Origin of the sequence: Segatella paludivivens DSM 17968 = JCM 13650 (assembly GCF_000373185.1) — a bacterium.
Lineage (GTDB): Bacteria > Bacteroidota > Bacteroidia > Bacteroidales > Bacteroidaceae > Prevotella > Prevotella paludivivens.
Window position 1 is genome coordinate 24994 of sequence record NZ_KB890647.1, and the last position, 16326, is coordinate 41319.

At 39.1% G+C, this 16326-nt stretch carries 13 protein-coding genes and 1 tRNA gene; 4 read left to right on the plus strand and 10 right to left on the minus strand.

Annotated elements, in window-relative coordinates; all coding sequences use genetic code 11:
* Window positions 1-10: 10 nt before the first annotated feature.
* The 3 genes from thiL (at window position 11) to B045_RS0108045 (ending at window position 3003) form a co-directional block, all read left to right on the plus strand.
* Window positions 11-1129 (plus strand): thiamine-phosphate kinase, encoded by a 1119-nt coding sequence (gene thiL, locus B045_RS0108035; RefSeq protein WP_018463763.1) that lies wholly within the window; start codon window positions 11-13, stop codon window positions 1127-1129.
* Between the two features lie 246 nt (window positions 1130-1375).
* A tRNA-Phe gene (locus tag B045_RS0108040) sits at window positions 1376-1448 on the plus strand.
* Between the two features lie 151 nt (window positions 1449-1599).
* A complete protein-coding gene (locus B045_RS0108045) occupies window positions 1600-3003 on the plus strand; it encodes a glycoside hydrolase family 28 protein (RefSeq protein WP_018463764.1) in 1404 nt (467 codons plus the stop codon).
* Here the strand turns inward: B045_RS0108045 and B045_RS0108050 are convergent.
* From B045_RS0108050 to B045_RS0108070, 5 genes are all read right to left on the minus strand, one after another.
* Window positions 3000-4247, minus strand: a complete 1248-nt coding sequence (locus tag B045_RS0108050; RefSeq protein WP_018463765.1) for a D-alanyl-D-alanine carboxypeptidase/D-alanyl-D-alanine-endopeptidase — start codon at window positions 4245-4247, stop codon at window positions 3000-3002. The two genes, B045_RS0108045 and B045_RS0108050, sit on opposite strands and share 4 nt — an antisense overlap.
* 95 nt (window positions 4248-4342) lie before the next feature.
* Window positions 4343-5023 carry a tRNA (N6-threonylcarbamoyladenosine(37)-N6)-methyltransferase TrmO gene (gene tsaA, locus B045_RS0108055; protein ID WP_018463766.1) on the minus strand — a complete coding sequence of 227 codons (681 nt, stop codon included), beginning with the start codon at window positions 5021-5023 and terminating at the stop codon, window positions 4343-4345.
* Complete coding sequence (locus B045_RS0108060) at window positions 5020-5697, minus strand: phosphatase PAP2 family protein (RefSeq protein WP_018463767.1); 678 nt, start codon at window positions 5695-5697, stop codon at window positions 5020-5022. Before B045_RS0108060 ends, tsaA begins: the two co-directional genes overlap by 4 nt.
* A complete protein-coding gene (locus B045_RS0108065; RefSeq protein WP_018463768.1) occupies window positions 5694-7514 on the minus strand; it encodes an LTA synthase family protein in 1821 nt (606 codons plus the stop codon). The genes B045_RS0108060 and B045_RS0108065 overlap by 4 nt, the downstream gene beginning before the upstream one ends.
* 182 nt (window positions 7515-7696) lie before the next feature.
* Window positions 7697-8467 carry a phosphatase PAP2 family protein gene (locus B045_RS0108070; RefSeq protein ID WP_018463769.1) on the minus strand — a complete coding sequence of 257 codons (771 nt, stop codon included), beginning with the start codon at window positions 8465-8467 and terminating at the stop codon, window positions 7697-7699.
* A 145-nt stretch (window positions 8468-8612) separates the two neighbouring features.
* Here B045_RS0108070 and B045_RS0108075 point away from each other — a divergent pair, with 145 nt between their 5' ends.
* On the plus strand, window positions 8613-9026 hold the full coding sequence (locus B045_RS0108075; protein WP_025884171.1) for an EamA family transporter: 414 nt from the start codon (window positions 8613-8615) through the stop codon (window positions 9024-9026).
* A gap of 117 nt (window positions 9027-9143) precedes the next feature.
* Here the strand turns inward: B045_RS0108075 and B045_RS0108080 are convergent, their stop codons facing one another.
* The 5 genes from B045_RS0108080 to B045_RS0108100 form a co-directional block, all read right to left on the minus strand.
* On the minus strand, window positions 9144-10040 hold the full coding sequence (locus B045_RS0108080) for an efflux RND transporter periplasmic adaptor subunit (protein ID WP_238312189.1): 897 nt from the start codon (window positions 10038-10040) through the stop codon (window positions 9144-9146).
* 5 nt (window positions 10041-10045) lie between these two features.
* Complete coding sequence (locus B045_RS0108085) at window positions 10046-11275, minus strand: TolC family protein (protein WP_026234371.1); 1230 nt, start codon at window positions 11273-11275, stop codon at window positions 10046-10048.
* Window positions 11272-14394: an efflux RND transporter permease subunit gene (locus B045_RS0108090; protein WP_026234372.1), complete on the minus strand. Its 3123-nt coding sequence runs from the start codon at window positions 14392-14394 to the stop codon at window positions 11272-11274. Before B045_RS0108090 ends, B045_RS0108085 begins: the two co-directional genes overlap by 4 nt.
* 89 nt (window positions 14395-14483) lie before the next feature.
* Window positions 14484-14807, minus strand: a complete 324-nt coding sequence (locus B045_RS0108095) for a DUF6660 family protein (protein ID WP_018463772.1) — start codon at window positions 14805-14807, stop codon at window positions 14484-14486.
* A 145-nt stretch (window positions 14808-14952) separates the two neighbouring features.
* Complete coding sequence (locus B045_RS0108100) at window positions 14953-15537, minus strand: hypothetical protein (protein WP_154650132.1); 585 nt, start codon at window positions 15535-15537, stop codon at window positions 14953-14955.
* Window positions 15538-16326 lie beyond the last annotated feature (789 nt).

The window sequence follows — 16326 nt, forward strand, 5'->3', positions numbered from 1 at the left end:
GGAATATTAAATGACTGAGATTTCTAAACTTGGAGAGTTCGGACTTATTCACCGACTCACAAAAGATATAGAACCAAAGAATACAAGTACTAAGTATGGCGTAGGTGATGACTGCGCCGTACTTCATTATCCCAATAAGAAAGTTCTTGTCACTAGTGACATGTTAATGGAGGGCATACATTTCGATCTAACTTATATCGACATGCACACTCTTGGCTATAAGTCTGCAATGGTAAACATTAGCGACATATTTGCCATGAATGGCACACCGAATCAAATTGTGGTGAGCATTGCTCTTGGAAAAAGATTCACTGTAGAAGACTTGGACGAATTCTATGCAGGACTGCATGAAGCATGTGCCAAATGGAATATAGATGTTGTCGGTGGTGACACCACTTCATCAAAGACTGGTCTTGCCATTAGTATCACTTGTCTTGGTGAAGCTGCTGATGAGGATATCGTATACAGAAACGGAGCCAACGAAACCGATCTCATATGTGTTTCTGGTGATCTCGGTGCATCATACATGGGTCTGCAAATTCTTGAAAGAGAAAAAGCAGTATATTATTCGCAAATTGAAGAATATAATAAAAAGGTACGCGAAGCTCAAGCTGCAAAAGATGAGGCTAAGCTTGCTGCTCTAAGAGCACAGAGAAAAGAAGTGGAAGACTTCCAACCTGATTTTGCAGGAAAGGAATATCTTCTTGACAGACAACTGAAACCTGAAGCACGCGGCGATATTATTGATGAATTGCGCAAAGCTAATATAAAGCCAACTGCAATGATTGATATCTCTGACGGACTTAGCAGTGAACTTCTGCATATCTGCAATCAAAGTCATTGCGGTTGCCGTGTATATGAAAAAGAAATACCTATTGACTATCAAACTGCGGTTGCTGCCGAACAGTTCAACATGAACCTCACTACCTGTGCATTAAATGGTGGTGAAGATTACGAGCTACTATTCACAGTTCCTATTGGAGATCACGAGAAGATTAAGAATATAAAAGGCATACGCCAAATAGGTTACATCACAAAAGAAAGTCTAGGATGCATTCTATCTACTCGCGACAACAATGAATTTCAGCTAGAGGCACAAGGATGGAATCCTATTCGTGACAAGAAATAGTGTTATATGGTTAAATTGAGAACTTGATTTAACGACATATACTTAGTAACGTTATTACGTAAACATATTATATAAATAAGTCTACGTTTTAACGTTATTATGTTTCCTAACATTACTTGTAATCCATTAAAAATATTGATTAAGCCCCATAGATGTTAATAAATACTAATCACAGGAATATTTTTATTTCTTGATTCTTTAATTTACAATTTAATTCATACCTTTGCACCCGCAATTAAGCAACAAGGTGCCATAGCTCAGTTGGTAGAGCAAAGGACTGAAAATCCTTGTGTCCCCGGTTCGATTCCTGGTGGTACCACAAAAAGCTCGATACATTTTTTGTATCGAGCTTTTTTGTTGTCTGTTTGTTATTATCTCTTAAAAGATAATATCCTACCGCATAATAACATTTGTTTTATACTATATTTGCAATATCATTTTTACAATAAACAAACTTAATAATAAAACAAATGAAAAAATACATCTTATTCTGTCTTTCTCTAATCATCAGTATGGCTGCATTTGGCGGAAACAATTATGCAAAATACTATCAAGGATTACCAAAGCCTATGCAAACAGTTGTCGCGCCTACAATTCCTGACAATAATGTTTCAATTACAGAATGTGGAGGTATTGGTGACGGAATAACGATGAATACCCTTGCATTCCAAAAAGCAATAAGTAAGTTAAGCAAACTTGGAGGAGGACATCTTAATGTTCCTGCGGGAATATATCTCACTGGTTTGATTTCACTCAAAGATAATATCGATCTTCACATAGAGCGCAATGCCATGATTCTGCTTTCTCCTGACAAGAAAGATCATTTCAAGACTGAAGACGGAGCGACTGACAACAAACCTACTCCTGGTATCAACGCAAGCAATCGCAAGAACATATCAATAACTGGTGAAGGCACTATTGACGGTAATGGTAAATGGTGGAGAGTTGTGAAACATTCAAAGGTTAGCGATGCTGAATGGAACCAATTTAAGCTACTAGGTGGAACTGTTTCTGCAAACGGAGAACTATGGTATCCATACAACTTAAAAAACTTCGATAATATTGCAAACTCTGCTGAAGCACAAGAGAACATGCGCACTCACCTTATAAGACTTACAGCATGTGAGAATGTACTCATTCAGGGCGTAACGATACAGAACTCACCTAAGTTCCATATTGTTCCTCAAAGATGCAATAACGTGATTATAGACGGAGTAACAGTACGCTGTCCCTGGAATGCACAGAATGGGGATGGAATAGACGTTGGCAACTGCAGCAACGTTCTTATCATAAACAATACTATTGATGCTGGCGATGACGGTATATGCATGAAAGGTGGTGCTGGAAAGTCTGGACTTGAAAACGGTCCATGCGAAAACATCAATATACAGGATAACAAGGTGTATCATGCACATGGAGGATTTGTAATAGGTAGTGAATTTTCTGGTGGAATGAAGAATATCTTTGTGAACAACAATACTTTCAGCGGAACTGATACAGGGCTTCGCTTCAAGAGTGCCATAGGACGTGGAGGAACCACCGAAAACATTTATATCAGCAACATCTATATGAGCGATATAAAAGACGACGCAATAGTTTTTGAAACCACCTATTTTGATAATCACGTAGGAAGCAAAAAGCCAGGCATGGCAGTTGCTATGGATTTTGTGCCTAACTTTGAAGACATTCACATATCAAATGTTATATGCCGTGACGCAAGAAATGGAATAACAGCTCATGGTGAGAAGGGAATGATTCACGACATCACAATCAGCAATTCTACAATTTTCTACACCAACAAGGCAAAAGATATTGACACCGATTGTGACATCAAGTTAGACAATGTTAAACTTGTCACATATCCCGCACGTTAATCTTTATTCTTATTCACGAGTGCTTCGCAAAGACGTTTTTGCAGCACTCGTGCATCAAGCACTGACATTTCGCTGTCTACAATAGAGAATGCCAACAAATGTCCATTTCCACCCGTGCAATATCCTGCAAGTGAACTGATACCATAAGGGTGTGAAAGTGTTCCCGTTTTGCCATGTACTAATCCTTTCAATTTAGGACTATTCATCTCACTGCGCAAAGTGCCGTCGACTCCTGATATAGAAAGTTCACGCATCAACACTTTATGAATAGGTTTGTGGATATATCCATAGCGCAATACAGCAACAAGTACAGCCGGAGAAAGATGATTATGAATACACAATCCGCATCCGTCGTGAACAACAATCGCTTTATTGGTCTGTTTAAGTTCTTGTTTGAGGAACTTTTTAAGATATTCAACACCTACAACAGTAGGAACTCCCTTTGGATTGATGTGGTGACCGATAGTATATAATAATGATGTAGCCTGAGTGTTTGAACTGTTCTTCCACATACGTCTGATTACTGGTTCAACAGGACGACGGAAACGGAAAAGACACTTTGAGCCTTTCGGAACTCTAGCAAGCACAACCTGACTATCTGCCAAATGAATGCCTTGCTTCAGCAATGCTGCCTTCAATGCCTTCATCACCTTTGGAGAACCTTTATAGAACAAGCCATATTTAGAGAACGACAAATCCCAGGGATACCAATGCTGTTCGCTCTTTACAGGATCTTTTAAGACAAGGTCGACAACAAGTTTACCGTCAACTTTCTGAATACCCTTCTTTGCCAACTGCTTTGTAAACATCGCCAAATCAGGTTCATTAAGTTGTGGATCCAGTCCACACTTAAAAGCAATATCGCCATGAAGAGTGCCATTATCTATTTTTCCTCTGGTATAAAGAGACGTGGCATACATATAATGAGTACCCAACAAATGAAGTCCAGCCACACCACTAAGCAATTTAAGGCATGACGCAACAGGTAATGTCTTGTTTTCATCATATCCGTAAACAGGTTTATCTGCTGTAAGGTCATAAACAGAGAAAGCAAAATTACCCTTTGTTCTTGGTTTTGTAGCAAACTCATTCAATTTACTACGCAAATCCTTGTCTACAGGTATATCTTTTCTCTGAACAGTATTTTCCTTTGCCTTTTTATTATCACCACCCTTACATCCTACGAAAAGAGCCACAGCAAAAGCCAAAACTATATACTTATTGAACTTATTTATCGGTTTCATTTTCCTTTTCTTTTATGACATGCAAAGTTAAACAAATCTTTTCAAACGGGCATTTACAACGCATGTAAAAATAGGACAAAATTGCAAAAAAATAGTTACCAGATAAGTGCAGCCTTACCAGAACTCACTACAAAGTGAACATCAAGTCCGGCAAAACTCATACCGTAAACCTTATCTTTATCATCCTGATATTGTGGACGAGGATCTTCACTTATCACCTCTGTAAGTTCGGCAATCAACTCTTCATTCATTCCTGCTTGGATAAGCTTTACCCTATCGTCATCAGTGATGGCAACATCCAGTTTTGTCCATTTGTTTCTATCAACAAAACCGCATCTTGCGTTATCATGCGAATCCGCATAAGTAACATAAGGTTTAATATCATAAATAGGAGTTCCGTCCATAATGTCTGCTCCGAGAACATGTATTATCGGTCCGTCTTTGTCATCATAATCTATAAAGTCTATCTTTACAGAAGACAGTCCCAATTTGTTTGGTCTGAAAGGACTACGACTTGCAAACACGCCAACCTTTTCATTACCCCCCAATCTTGGAGGCCTTACCATAAGACTTGACGAATAATCTTTATTTGCCGAAAACTCCCATATAAGCCAAATATAGTCAAAGCCTTCCATCCCCCTTAAAGCATCAGCGTTTCTAAATTTTGGCTCAAAAACGATGTATCCTTTGAGGCTTTCAATAATACCGCTTTGTTTGGGAATACCAAATTTAGAATTAAACGGAGAGTGAAAATATGCTATTGGCTCTATTGTCATACTCTATAGAAAATAGATGTTATGATTATTATCACAAAAGTTGAAAGTCCAACACATATTGGCACATAAATCTGTTTAAGGTCTTGTGCATATTTCTTTCCGCTCAGTCGCTGAAATACATAATATACAATAGAAGAGCCAACCAATCCGAACAAAGTACCAATTACGAGATCACCGAAATAATGTACACCAAGATACATTCTGCTATAACAGACTATCACAGCCCATACCGCAAGAAAACCAGTCAGCCAATGACGCCGTAGAAGATAAGCCATGAAGAACACAAGTCCCCACGTGTTACTTGCGTGTGATGATGGCAAACCGTATCTTCCACCACGATGTCCGTCCACAATGTGCACCATACTACTAATTGGATTTTGCAAGTTACTTGGTCGTAGACGTGCTGCCCAGGGACGAATGATATGTGAGCTAAAACTATCAGTAAACAGGATTATCACTCCCACAGTAAGCAATATACCAAAAACCACTTTTGGCGAGTAGTTGCGCAACATCACGTATAGCAATGATAAATAAAGTGGTACCCAAATCAATCTGCCGCTGACCAACCACATGAACGTGTCCCAATACGAATTGTGGCAACCGTTTACGGCAAGGAATATTGAAGTATCAACAGACTTCAGTTCCTGCATAATATCTAGTAATTCAACTATCATCTTTTAGAAATATCGTCATATAGTTTTTGAAGATATGCTTTTCCACTGTTTAGCAGAAGGCTTTTTCGCTTGCCTTCATTAAGCATTATCTTGTTTGATGTGTTATCATATATAATATGATTGTCGGCTGTCGCCATTCCCCATGCATCTGGAACTGTGAAGAATGCGAAGTGTGGAGCTTTTGCGTCAAGCATATCCTTACTGAACTTTATGTCAGAATGGTTCAGTTTCAACTGTCCTAGCAAAGTAGCTGCTATATCTTGCTGCGAACCATATACATTTATCTTTTGTGGTGAGTCTATCGCTCCACCAAGCCAAATCATAGGAATCTGGTATCGTTTAATCTCAAAATTACTAATACCCTCAGGATAACATCCCAAATGATCAGGAACAAGGATAACTAATGACTTCTTCCAGCGTCCGCTTTTCTTCAGGAATGAAATAAAGTTTCCAACACTGTTGTCTGCATAAGCAAAAGCATTGAGCACCTTGTTACCCAACTTATGATATGGCACGTCAAAAGGCTCGTGCGAACTACTTGTCTGCAACACTCTCATCATTGGCTGCTTAGTCTGCTTCTCTGTCTTTAAGTCTTTTTCCAATCTATTAAATACAAGATGATCTGGCACACCCCATTTGCCTAGTCTTTCATTAATAGGGAAATCAACGTCAGCAACGATATCGGCAAAACCCATACTAGTAAGGTACGAGCGCATATTTGTAAAGTCGGCATCACCCCCATAGTAATATTTGAGACCATATCCAACCTTACCCAACTTTTTTGATATAGAAGGTAGATCGTTTGTCTTCTTTGGATATTTCATCAAACTCATTGTTGGCTGTGCAGGATATCCGCTTAATATAGCCAACGTGCCACGATCAGTTCTAAAACTGTTGGCATAGAAGTTGGTGAAATATATACCTTCGTTCTTTAGTTTGTTTATATTCGGCAGTGCATTGGTTTTCATCACGGCTTCAGAGAAGCTCTCCATGATTACGATATACACATCTGGTCGGTCATTATTAATCACCTCTTTTGTGGAATCGCTCTTTGTATAAATCATTTTGGCAAAGAGCTTATCAGCCTTCTTACCGCCCATAAATCTATATTGTTCAGCGAAATCTTCCTGATGACTCAAACTCTCCATGATACTGAAAAAAGGATTTACCGCTGCATGATTCAGTTTCATATCAGTGCTGAAATATACTTCTCCGGTATTCATAGCCGAAACCGTGATACCACCACGAATAGGCAAAAACAAAAGTCCTACCAATACAGTCATCAACACGGTACTCTTCACCCTATATGCTCCACTTCCGAGTGGTTTTTTATCCCTTTCAAGGAAAGTCCAGCGCAAGGCATAGAATATGCCAACGGCTATTGCCAATGCCAATAATACACCAAAGATAACAGTAACCACACTCACACTTGCAACGGCGTCAGAAGGTGACGAGAAGAAATAAAACAGCGGTGTTGAATCCAATGGAAATCCCCAGTATTCATACAACGCTATATTCAGGCAAAACGTAAGAGAAATAAACAGTGCCACTATTCCCATATATACGTGTCCTATCCATTTCAGTACATTACTCCTTGTCCATATAGCTGCTATAAGCAGCAATCCAGGTAATACGCAAAGATAGCCCGACATGGATAAATCAAGTGGTAACCCATGAAGCATTACTCTAAACCATTCTATAACGCCAACGTCAGAGAAACGCTTATAATAAGCCAACATAAAAAGTGGTTTCTGGATAAGGAACAATCCCACCAGAACCATATATAACTTGATAAATTTCAGTATTCTAATTTTCATTTATGCGTTCAAAATGCCGTATTATATGTCTATCCTGCATTTAGTGGCAAAGGTACATAAATATAACTTCCAAATACTTAAACAGCACTGTGCTTTTGCACAGATTAACATTTGTAAGAAACTATAAACAAGTATGTCGTTTTTTATAACATTCAGGTGACAAACTGAGTTAAAATTCATCATTAGAATCTAACTAAGCCGGCACATCCTGCCCCATTGCCATCATAATATGGCATAGCAACAAATTGCATACTACGTTTCTTTTTCATGCAATCTGCATTCTTGAATATTTTAGGATAAAGCCAATACGAGAATTTAGTACTCAATATACCAATACCTGCACCAGCCAAGATATCATTCAACCAATGTCTATTGTTATACATTCTAAAGAATCCAGTTCCTGCTGCCACTGCATATCCAGCTACGCCAATCCATGGTGACACATTCTTATATTCCTGATATAAAAATTCTGCGCCCATAAAAGCCATAGCCGTATGACCTGAAGGAAAAGAATTATTTGTTGTTCCATCAGGACGCATCTCTTTGATTGTATGTTTCATTGTATTTGATACGATGCCCATCATAATAGCTGACATAGCTAATATCATTGTTCTATCTTTAAAGTCATGAACACCTTTTATTCCACAAAGGTTCAGTCCGTAGACAGACAATGCCGGCACATATTGTGAATAGTCATCAATACTAAATTTAGAATCAATGCCCTCTCGAAGTTCTTCGTTTATTTCATGGTTTTGATGATTCAACCAATCACTTCCAATGCTCAATATTCCTACACCTAGACAAACAGTAGGAACTATAAAATGCTTTAGTTTTAAATCATGTGTGTTATCAACATATACAGTTTTTGCGCTGCTGTATTCCAGACTGTCATTCTGTGCTATAGCCTTGCATGTTGTCACACAGCTAATCAACAACATTAATAATATCTTCATACCTAAATAATTAATTCGGTTACAAAAGTAATATTAAATTTTTAAAAAACATGCAATAGTATATAATTTAGCACTACCTTTGCATCAAATTATCTTTAAAACAGATAATTTCCTAACTAATAAGAAGGGAACAAGATATAAAAATATGTGGAAATATTATGCTTTATTGTCAGCATGCTTTGCTGCACTGACTGCAATTTTTGCTAAAGTCGGAGTCAAGGATATTAATTCTGATTTAGCTACCGCCATCCGAACCACGATAATATTGTTTATTACCTGGGGAATAGTTGTTATCGGCAATCATTTTGGAGAGATGAAACAGATTACAAGCCATACTTGGATCTTTCTTATTCTGTCTGGTGCTGCAACAGGACTCTCATGGCTTTTCTACTTCAAGGCACTACAAAACGGAAATGTGTCACAAGTAGCCCCTATTGATAAACTCAGTGTCGTAATAACAATAATACTCTCTTTTATTATATTGAAAGAACCTGTAACATTGAAAGTCATTCTAGGTGCATTGTTTATCTCCGCCGGCAGCTTAATCATGTTATTATAATTCTTATCGCTGAAGCCGAACATCAGCCAAGCAATAGCATATAAACTTATTACTTCCATTGCTCTGTGCCATAATCAAAATATGGCACAAAACAATGAAGACATCAATTCACTTACTTCATTCAATGGTACCTGTCACAAACATATCCGGTAACAACTTTGATTCTGGTTGCTTGATAATCTTTGCATGAACAGTGATTGATTTAGAACCATCGTCAAATGTAGAATTAATATCGTAGATACGTGCACGAAACTTAACCATTGGACTATTTGTCAGCGATACATTCACTATCTGTCCTATACGCACTTTTGGCAAGTCTTTCTCAAAAGCCTTCATGTCGCAATGCAGATTTACATTGTTAACAACGGTCATCAACGATGTTGTCATATCTACATAACTACCCATACTGATATTGATTTTACCCACAATTCCGCTGATTGGCGAACTCACTGGTATCAGTGTTGTGATACGCCCCAACGATACCGACGATGGATTCACGCCCAACTGTCTCAGTTGTCTGCCAATACCTAGCACACTTGCGTTTGCCATAGCATAAGCAGCCTCTGCCTGCTGAAGAGTTTTCTGAACACCTGCCCCCTGACTTGTAAGAGTTATCTGGCGATTTAGTTCCAGTCGTGCAGCTGAGCGTTCACTCACTGCGGCTATATATTGACGTTGCAGAGCCACAACCTCTGTGTTTTCTATATAAGCAACAATCTGCCCACGCCCTACTCGATATCCTTCTCGTGTAAGTATTCTTCGCACCACTCCACCTGCTATTGGTGAGATATCAGCACGATTCTGCGGATCCAATGCCAGTTTACCCGTCATCCTCACGCTATTGCTTGTCTTATTTATATCCGGAGCCTGATCTGCATCTGCCGATTCTTTCTCTTCCGTAGCCTCGTCATCAGCTTTTTCTGTCTTAGCCTTTTCGCTAACACCTTCCTTCTTACCATTTCCACATGATGCCAACACTGCTATTGCAAAAAGCATCACTATATATCTACTCATTTTTTTCATTTATTGTCTCCTTTCAGATAATTTAATTCCACAATTGTTTTATTATATCTGCGCTCTGCGTCAGCATATTCTTTCCACACGTCAACAGCGCTCTGCATATTCTGCATCAGTTCCACGTAACCTATCGAACCGTTTTCGTAACTTATCTTTGAAATACGTTCCATCTCACGAGCCTGAGGCACACCTTGAGTTTGATAATACTCCAGAGAGTTTTGCGCACTGATGTAGTCATTATATGCCGCCTCATAAGCCTTTCTCAGCATGTACTCCTGATTCTTTGCATTCAGCGAAGCCATGTCTACAGTTTTGCGTGCTGCATTCATTCTGGCCTTCTGTGCTCCAAATGCCAACGGAATGTTCACTCCGACAGAAAATCCCATAAAGTCACCTTTTGAATAGGCTCGTCTGTCTATATTATAAGGATTAAATCCTTTGATAACAGCCTGAACACTTGCACCAATTGAAAACGTTGGCAGATATCCTTTCTTTTCAAGTTTCAACTGTCGATTAGCCACGTCTACATCTGCCTTTGCAAGCATCAGAAGCGGCGACTCGATATACGGATTACTCGGAAACACAGATTTGTCATCAATAGAATCTATCGGTATAATCAGCGTATCGGTATTCAACCATTTCATCAAATTGAGTTGTGCTGTGCGAAAGTCTCTCTCTGCATTCTTACTTTTTATTTCGTTTTCACGTTTCAGTCGCTCTGCGTTCATCCGCTCCAATCGTCCTGTTTCGCCTGCGCTGAACTTAGCCACTGCCACACGATTGAAGTCATTGTAAATACTGCTCTGTCGTGAATAGATATTCAGCACGTCGTGGGCATACAGCAAATCATAAAAAGCACTGCTCACCTCGCGTCTCAGTTCATTCTCGTCAACAGCCAATCGGCTTCTTTCCACGTTTGTCTGTGCTTTGAGTAATGACTTGTGGGCAGAGTAAACACTGGGAAGTGCAATATTCTGACTCACTGTGATTGCATTATCAGGACTTCCTCCACTCGTGGGGTCCTGTGAAAGACTTATTGATGTTGGGTCTGGACTAAATGCCGTTCCTTGCAATGCACTAGCTCTCTCTACTGCCATGCGCGAACTTTGCAATCCTAGATTGTTTTCCATCGCCAGTTTCAGTATTTCGTTCAGAGTCATTCGGCGTTCCTGAGCCATCATGCTTTGCGAAATCCCGATAATGGCGAGCGCGATAATTATTATTCTTTTCATAGTTGTTTGTTCTTCTTTGAATACAGTTTATATATTGCCGGCAAAACGACGAGGGTAAGTATTGTGGATATCAACAATCCACCAATCACTACTGTTGCCAAAGGCCGCTGCACCTCTGCCCCATCACCGGTAGATATTGCCATAGGCAGAAATCCTAGCGATGCCACTAGTGCCGTCATCAACACGGGGCGAAGCCTAAGCATACATCCATTGAGTATTCTTCTGTTGATATCTGATATTCCATGACGTTCAAACTCGTCAAACTGATTTATCAATACGATACCATTCAGCACCACTACGCCGAACAGCGCTATAAACCCTACACCTGCCGAAATACTGAATGGCATTCCTCGCAACCATAGAGCCATAATTCCTCCAATTGCAGCAAGTGGAATCTCAGTGAATACGATGAATACTTCGCGCAAACTCCTAAGGGTGAAGAATAACAGAAACAGTATAATCACAAGTGCTATCGGAACTGCCACAGACAATTTTGACTTTGCTTCCTTCAGATTTTCAAACTGACCGCCGTATGTATAGTGATACCCCACCGGCAACTTCAGTTCTGCATCCAGTTTATGTTCAATATCACTGATTGTACTTTCTACATCTCGCCCACGCACATTAAACCCTACATAAATTCGTCGTTGACCTTCATCATGGGTAATCTGCGACGGAGCACTCACATATTTTATTTCTGCGACCTGCGACAGCGGAACCGTACTTCCATCGGGCACAGTGAGCAACAGATTCTGTAAGGTCTCTACATTGTCACGTATTTCTTTATTCAGTCTCAACACGATGTCAAATCGCTTATCTTCTTCAAATATCGATCCCGCCGTTGCACCTGCAAAAGCCGATTGCAATGTATTGTTGGCTTCCTCTATTGATATGCCATAAGCTGAAAGACGTGCACGATCATAAATCACTTGTAATTGTGGTAATCCTGAAACTCTTTCTACTACCGGTGTTCCCACCCCATCAACATCATTGATGATCTTTGCCACGTGTTTTGATATGCTCGCCAGAGAATCAATGCTATTACCATATATGTTTATCGCCACATCTTGTTTCACGCCTGTCACCAATTCGTTGGTGCGCATTTGTATCGGTTGCGACATTTCTATGTTTAACCCATCAACCTTGCTCATGGCTTCTTCCATCCTGTCAGACAACTCTGCCTGTGTCTTCGCGCTAGTCCATTCGTCTTTTGGCTTCAGCGAAATCATCATGTCTGCTCGTTCCATTGGCATTGGGTCTGTGGGTATTTCCGAACTACCTATACGTGTCACCACCTGATTGATTTCAGGAAACTGCTTCTTCAGAATCTTTTCTGCTGCAGTAGTCGACTCTATCATTTTAGTTAATGATGTACCTTGTTTCATACTCAGTTCGGCACACAGGTCACCTTCTTCAAGATTAGGAATAAATTCACCGCCCATCCTACTGAATATCAGTAAAGACAACGCCAGCAATGCCACACCAGAAACAATGATCGTCTTGCAATGTTTAAGACTCATTCTAACGATCGGATAATAGAATCGTTGTATAGCCTGTATCATACGGTCAGAGAAATTCTCCTTTTGCTTCACGTTCTTTGAGAGAAATAGCGAACTGGCTACTGGAACATAGGTAAGCGACAAGATAAATGCACCAAGCACTGCGAAGAATACCGTCATTGCCATTGGTCTGAACATCTTACCTTCGATGCCAACCAATGTGAAGAGCGGAACATAAACCGTCATGATGATGATTTCACCAAAAGCAGCACTACTCATCATCTTTCCTGCGCTATGTGTCACAACCTTGTCCATGTCGGCTTGCGAGAGTCGCTTTCTCCCGAACTTCACCCCATGTGTGGCTACATAATTACTCACGCATTCCACAATGATAACTGCTCCGTCTACAATAATACCAAAATCCAGAGCACCCAGACTCATGAGGTTTCCACCAACGCCAAACACCTTCATCATTCCAAAGGCGAATAGCATTGACAGTGGAATCACTGATGCTACAACCAGTCCTGCACGAGCATTACCAAGAAATAGCACAAGAATGAACATCACGATCAATAATCCCTCTACAAGATTGCGTGATATCGTCGCCGTTACTCTATCCACTAATTGCGTTCTATCTATAAATGGTTCTATCACCAATCCCTTTGGCAGAGTTTTCTGAATCTGAGCCACACGAGCTTTCACGTTTTTCATCACCTGCTGAAAGTTCTCTCCTTTCAACATCAGTGTGATACCGCTTACAACTTCCCCTTCGCCGTTTCTCGTCACAGCTCCATACCTCATGGCAGTACCGAAACGCACATCCGCTACATCTTCCACATGAACAGGTATACTGTTAACCGTCTTCACTGGTATCTGTCGAATGTCTTCAAGCGTGTGTGCCAATCCTATTCCTCGTATGAAATATTGGTTGTTACCTTGTTCTATATAGCTTCCACCAGTATTCTTGTTGTTCTTTTCTATCGCATTATAAAGGTCGCTCACAGTAAGGCCAAACGAAGCCAGCCTATCACTGTTTATTGCCACCTCATATTGCTTCACATATCCACCCCATCCATTTACTTCTGCCACTCCTTCTGTACCGGCAAACTGCTTGCGCACAATCCAGTCTTGCACTGTTCGTATATCAGTCAGCGTAAACTTCTTTTCGTATCCTTTCTTTGGATGAATTGTGTATTGGTAGATCTCTCCAAGTCCAGTACTGATTGGTGCAAGACTCACTTTACCTGCACCTGAAGGAATCTGTTCCTCAGCCTCTTTCATCTGTTGACTTACCTGCTGACGTGCCCAGTATATGTCTACATTGTCACAAAACACCAATGTCACTACGCTCAGTCCACTTCTGCTGATACTTCTACGTTCTATAATATCAGGAATATTGGCAAACGACATTTCAAGCGGTGTTGTCACATATTGTTCTACTTCCTGCGCCCCAAGTGTTGGAGCTTGTGTAATTACCTGCACCTGATTATTTGTAATATCCGGTGTAGAGTCAAACGGCAATTGGCTCAAAGACACGACTCCCCATACAATGAGAGCTAACGTCATGATGCCAACAACCAATTTATTCTTTATTGAATAATCGATTATTTTCTGAAACATTTCATAAGATTTTTATGTATAACGACACAATTATCAACGCATCTATAATCATATAAATGCGGATGTTCATAACAATAAAGTATCTGTTATTACATTACTGGCGGATGCCAAAAAGTGCCATGATATCCAACAGGCGTTTCATCTTGATAAACAAACATTTTATCAATCACTACTGCTGTCTTATTAAATACAACATGGCTAGATGGCAAGAAGAATATAGGAGCATGTACACATCCAGACGAAATACAAAATGGCGTACACAAATCCACATATTTATAGGTTGTATGATTGTCAACAGTAATCTCTGATACCAATTTGGTTTCCGAGCAATCTCCATTTGCAGTATCACAATGGCAAGGAACTATTGCCAGCAGCATAATGTAGACGGTGAATATGACTGTTAAAAATCTCATTATTTATACAAACTATTTTTGTTATGTTGTGCAAATATACAAACTCTTTCTTGCAACTAGGTTGCAAAAGCATAATGAAGTTCGTTTTTTTTGTTTCATTAGGTCGTTATCCTATGACATTATCCTTGAAACAATAAATTAGAATTTAGTTTGCATTGATTGGACTCTTTTTTGTCTCGTTAGGAAAATACCACGTATTGAAATATGCAATATCAGGAATAAAATCAATTAATTCGCATGGCTGATACTGCTTGTTTATCTCCTTAATTAAATAGCAATGACCATTTTTTTCTATCAGTATCAAATAGCTTCGGCCGAAAAGTTTATACACACGATCAGGCTTAATGCTATCCAAATAATCAAATATTCTACTATTCGCACTTTTGGAATGGTAAAAAGAATTATAACTATCACATATGCTTGCAAAATCCCATATACCTTCAGGAGTCTTCGCCAAAATATGATCAAGTTTTATATGGTCAAAATCCAAGTATTTCTCAAACTGACTATAAGTAGGAATCTGAGAGAAAGTCATCTTATGACACTCTTTTTTGATAAATACGTTATATATAGGATATAATACCGTGACAGATTTACGATGAAAATCTGGTATATTGCTTTCAGCTTGCTTCATCATTTTTTTCACGCTTTTGTCTAATCCGCTAACATGTTGCGTAAAAGCAGACAGGCTTACAATTGACAACAAGACTAAAAAATAAATTCGTTTCATATTTCAATGCATTTAATAACGTTAGAACCAGATATATTTCTTTTTCCAACATCATGAATTAACTTAATTAGGTTGTATCATAACATAATTGATAAATAAAATAGCATATATATAACAAAATGTTATTTTTTATCTTCAATTAATGTTCTGGTTGCAAATATAGTCATAAAAAAGGGAAATACAAGCTTTTTGAAAAGATTATATTCATTATAAGAGCAATTTGATATAATCACCCCCTAAAATTCCCTACCCTCATTATATGTCAGAAGTTCATGCAAATTAATTGAGTAAGCCTAAGTGAATATTATGGCGCAGATAATCGCTGACGAAACAATAATAATAACATTAATCACACCAAACTGTCTTTCTCTGCGAAATAATGCAGCCCTGCTGCATTCCTCTGCGTGATCTGCGAGAGAATAACACGCAAGCGTACTCAATCAATCCTCAAAGAATAAACTTCAAAGTCTCCCGCAGATAGCAATATACATAACTATAAAATAAATTTGCTTTCCCCGGCTTTGTCTATTATTTTGAATAGACCTAATATAATCTGTACTTAAATACCAAAGATTCGTCTGTTATTTAATTGTAAATGGGTTTGTACTTTCTTTTTATTGGTTTTTGATTTGTATTTTTGTAATTCACTTTTTAAATTATTATTATTATGAAAGTAACATTCTCTTGTTTTACACAGACATGTATCAACAAACTAAGAAGTTGCGGTAGCTTTTCTACTGCCCATCTTTATGGTTGTGCCGCTCACTCTTTCAGTGAGTTTCTTGGACG

Excerpts from the sequence above, each read along its gene's own strand:
- thiL (WP_018463763.1), top strand. The coding sequence starts at position 11 with ATGACTGAGATTTCTAAACTTGGAGAGTTCGGACTTATTCACCGACTC.
- B045_RS0108045 (WP_018463764.1), top strand. The coding sequence starts at position 1,600 with ATGAAAAAATACATCTTATTCTGTCTTTCTCTAATCATCAGTATGGCT.
- B045_RS0108050 (WP_018463765.1), bottom strand. The coding sequence starts at position 4,247 with ATGAAACCGATAAATAAGTTCAATAAGTATATAGTTTTGGCTTTTGCT.
- tsaA (WP_018463766.1), bottom strand. The coding sequence starts at position 5,023 with ATGACAATAGAGCCAATAGCATATTTTCACTCTCCGTTTAATTCTAAA.
- B045_RS0108060 (WP_018463767.1), bottom strand. The coding sequence starts at position 5,697 with ATGATAGTTGAATTACTAGATATTATGCAGGAACTGAAGTCTGTTGAT.
- B045_RS0108065 (WP_018463768.1), bottom strand. The coding sequence starts at position 7,514 with ATGAAAATTAGAATACTGAAATTTATCAAGTTATATATGGTTCTGGTG.
- B045_RS0108070 (WP_018463769.1), bottom strand. The coding sequence starts at position 8,467 with ATGAAGATATTATTAATGTTGTTGATTAGCTGTGTGACAACATGCAAG.
- B045_RS0108075 (WP_025884171.1), top strand. The coding sequence starts at position 8,613 with ATGTGGAAATATTATGCTTTATTGTCAGCATGCTTTGCTGCACTGACT.
- B045_RS0108080 (WP_238312189.1), bottom strand. The coding sequence starts at position 10,040 with ATGAGTAGATATATAGTGATGCTTTTTGCAATAGCAGTGTTGGCATCA.
- B045_RS0108085 (WP_026234371.1), bottom strand. The coding sequence starts at position 11,275 with ATGAAAAGAATAATAATTATCGCGCTCGCCATTATCGGGATTTCGCAA.
- B045_RS0108090 (WP_026234372.1), bottom strand. The coding sequence starts at position 14,394 with ATGTTTCAGAAAATAATCGATTATTCAATAAAGAATAAATTGGTTGTT.
- B045_RS0108095 (WP_018463772.1), bottom strand. The coding sequence starts at position 14,807 with ATGAGATTTTTAACAGTCATATTCACCGTCTACATTATGCTGCTGGCA.
- B045_RS0108100 (WP_154650132.1), bottom strand. The coding sequence starts at position 15,537 with ATGAAACGAATTTATTTTTTAGTCTTGTTGTCAATTGTAAGCCTGTCT.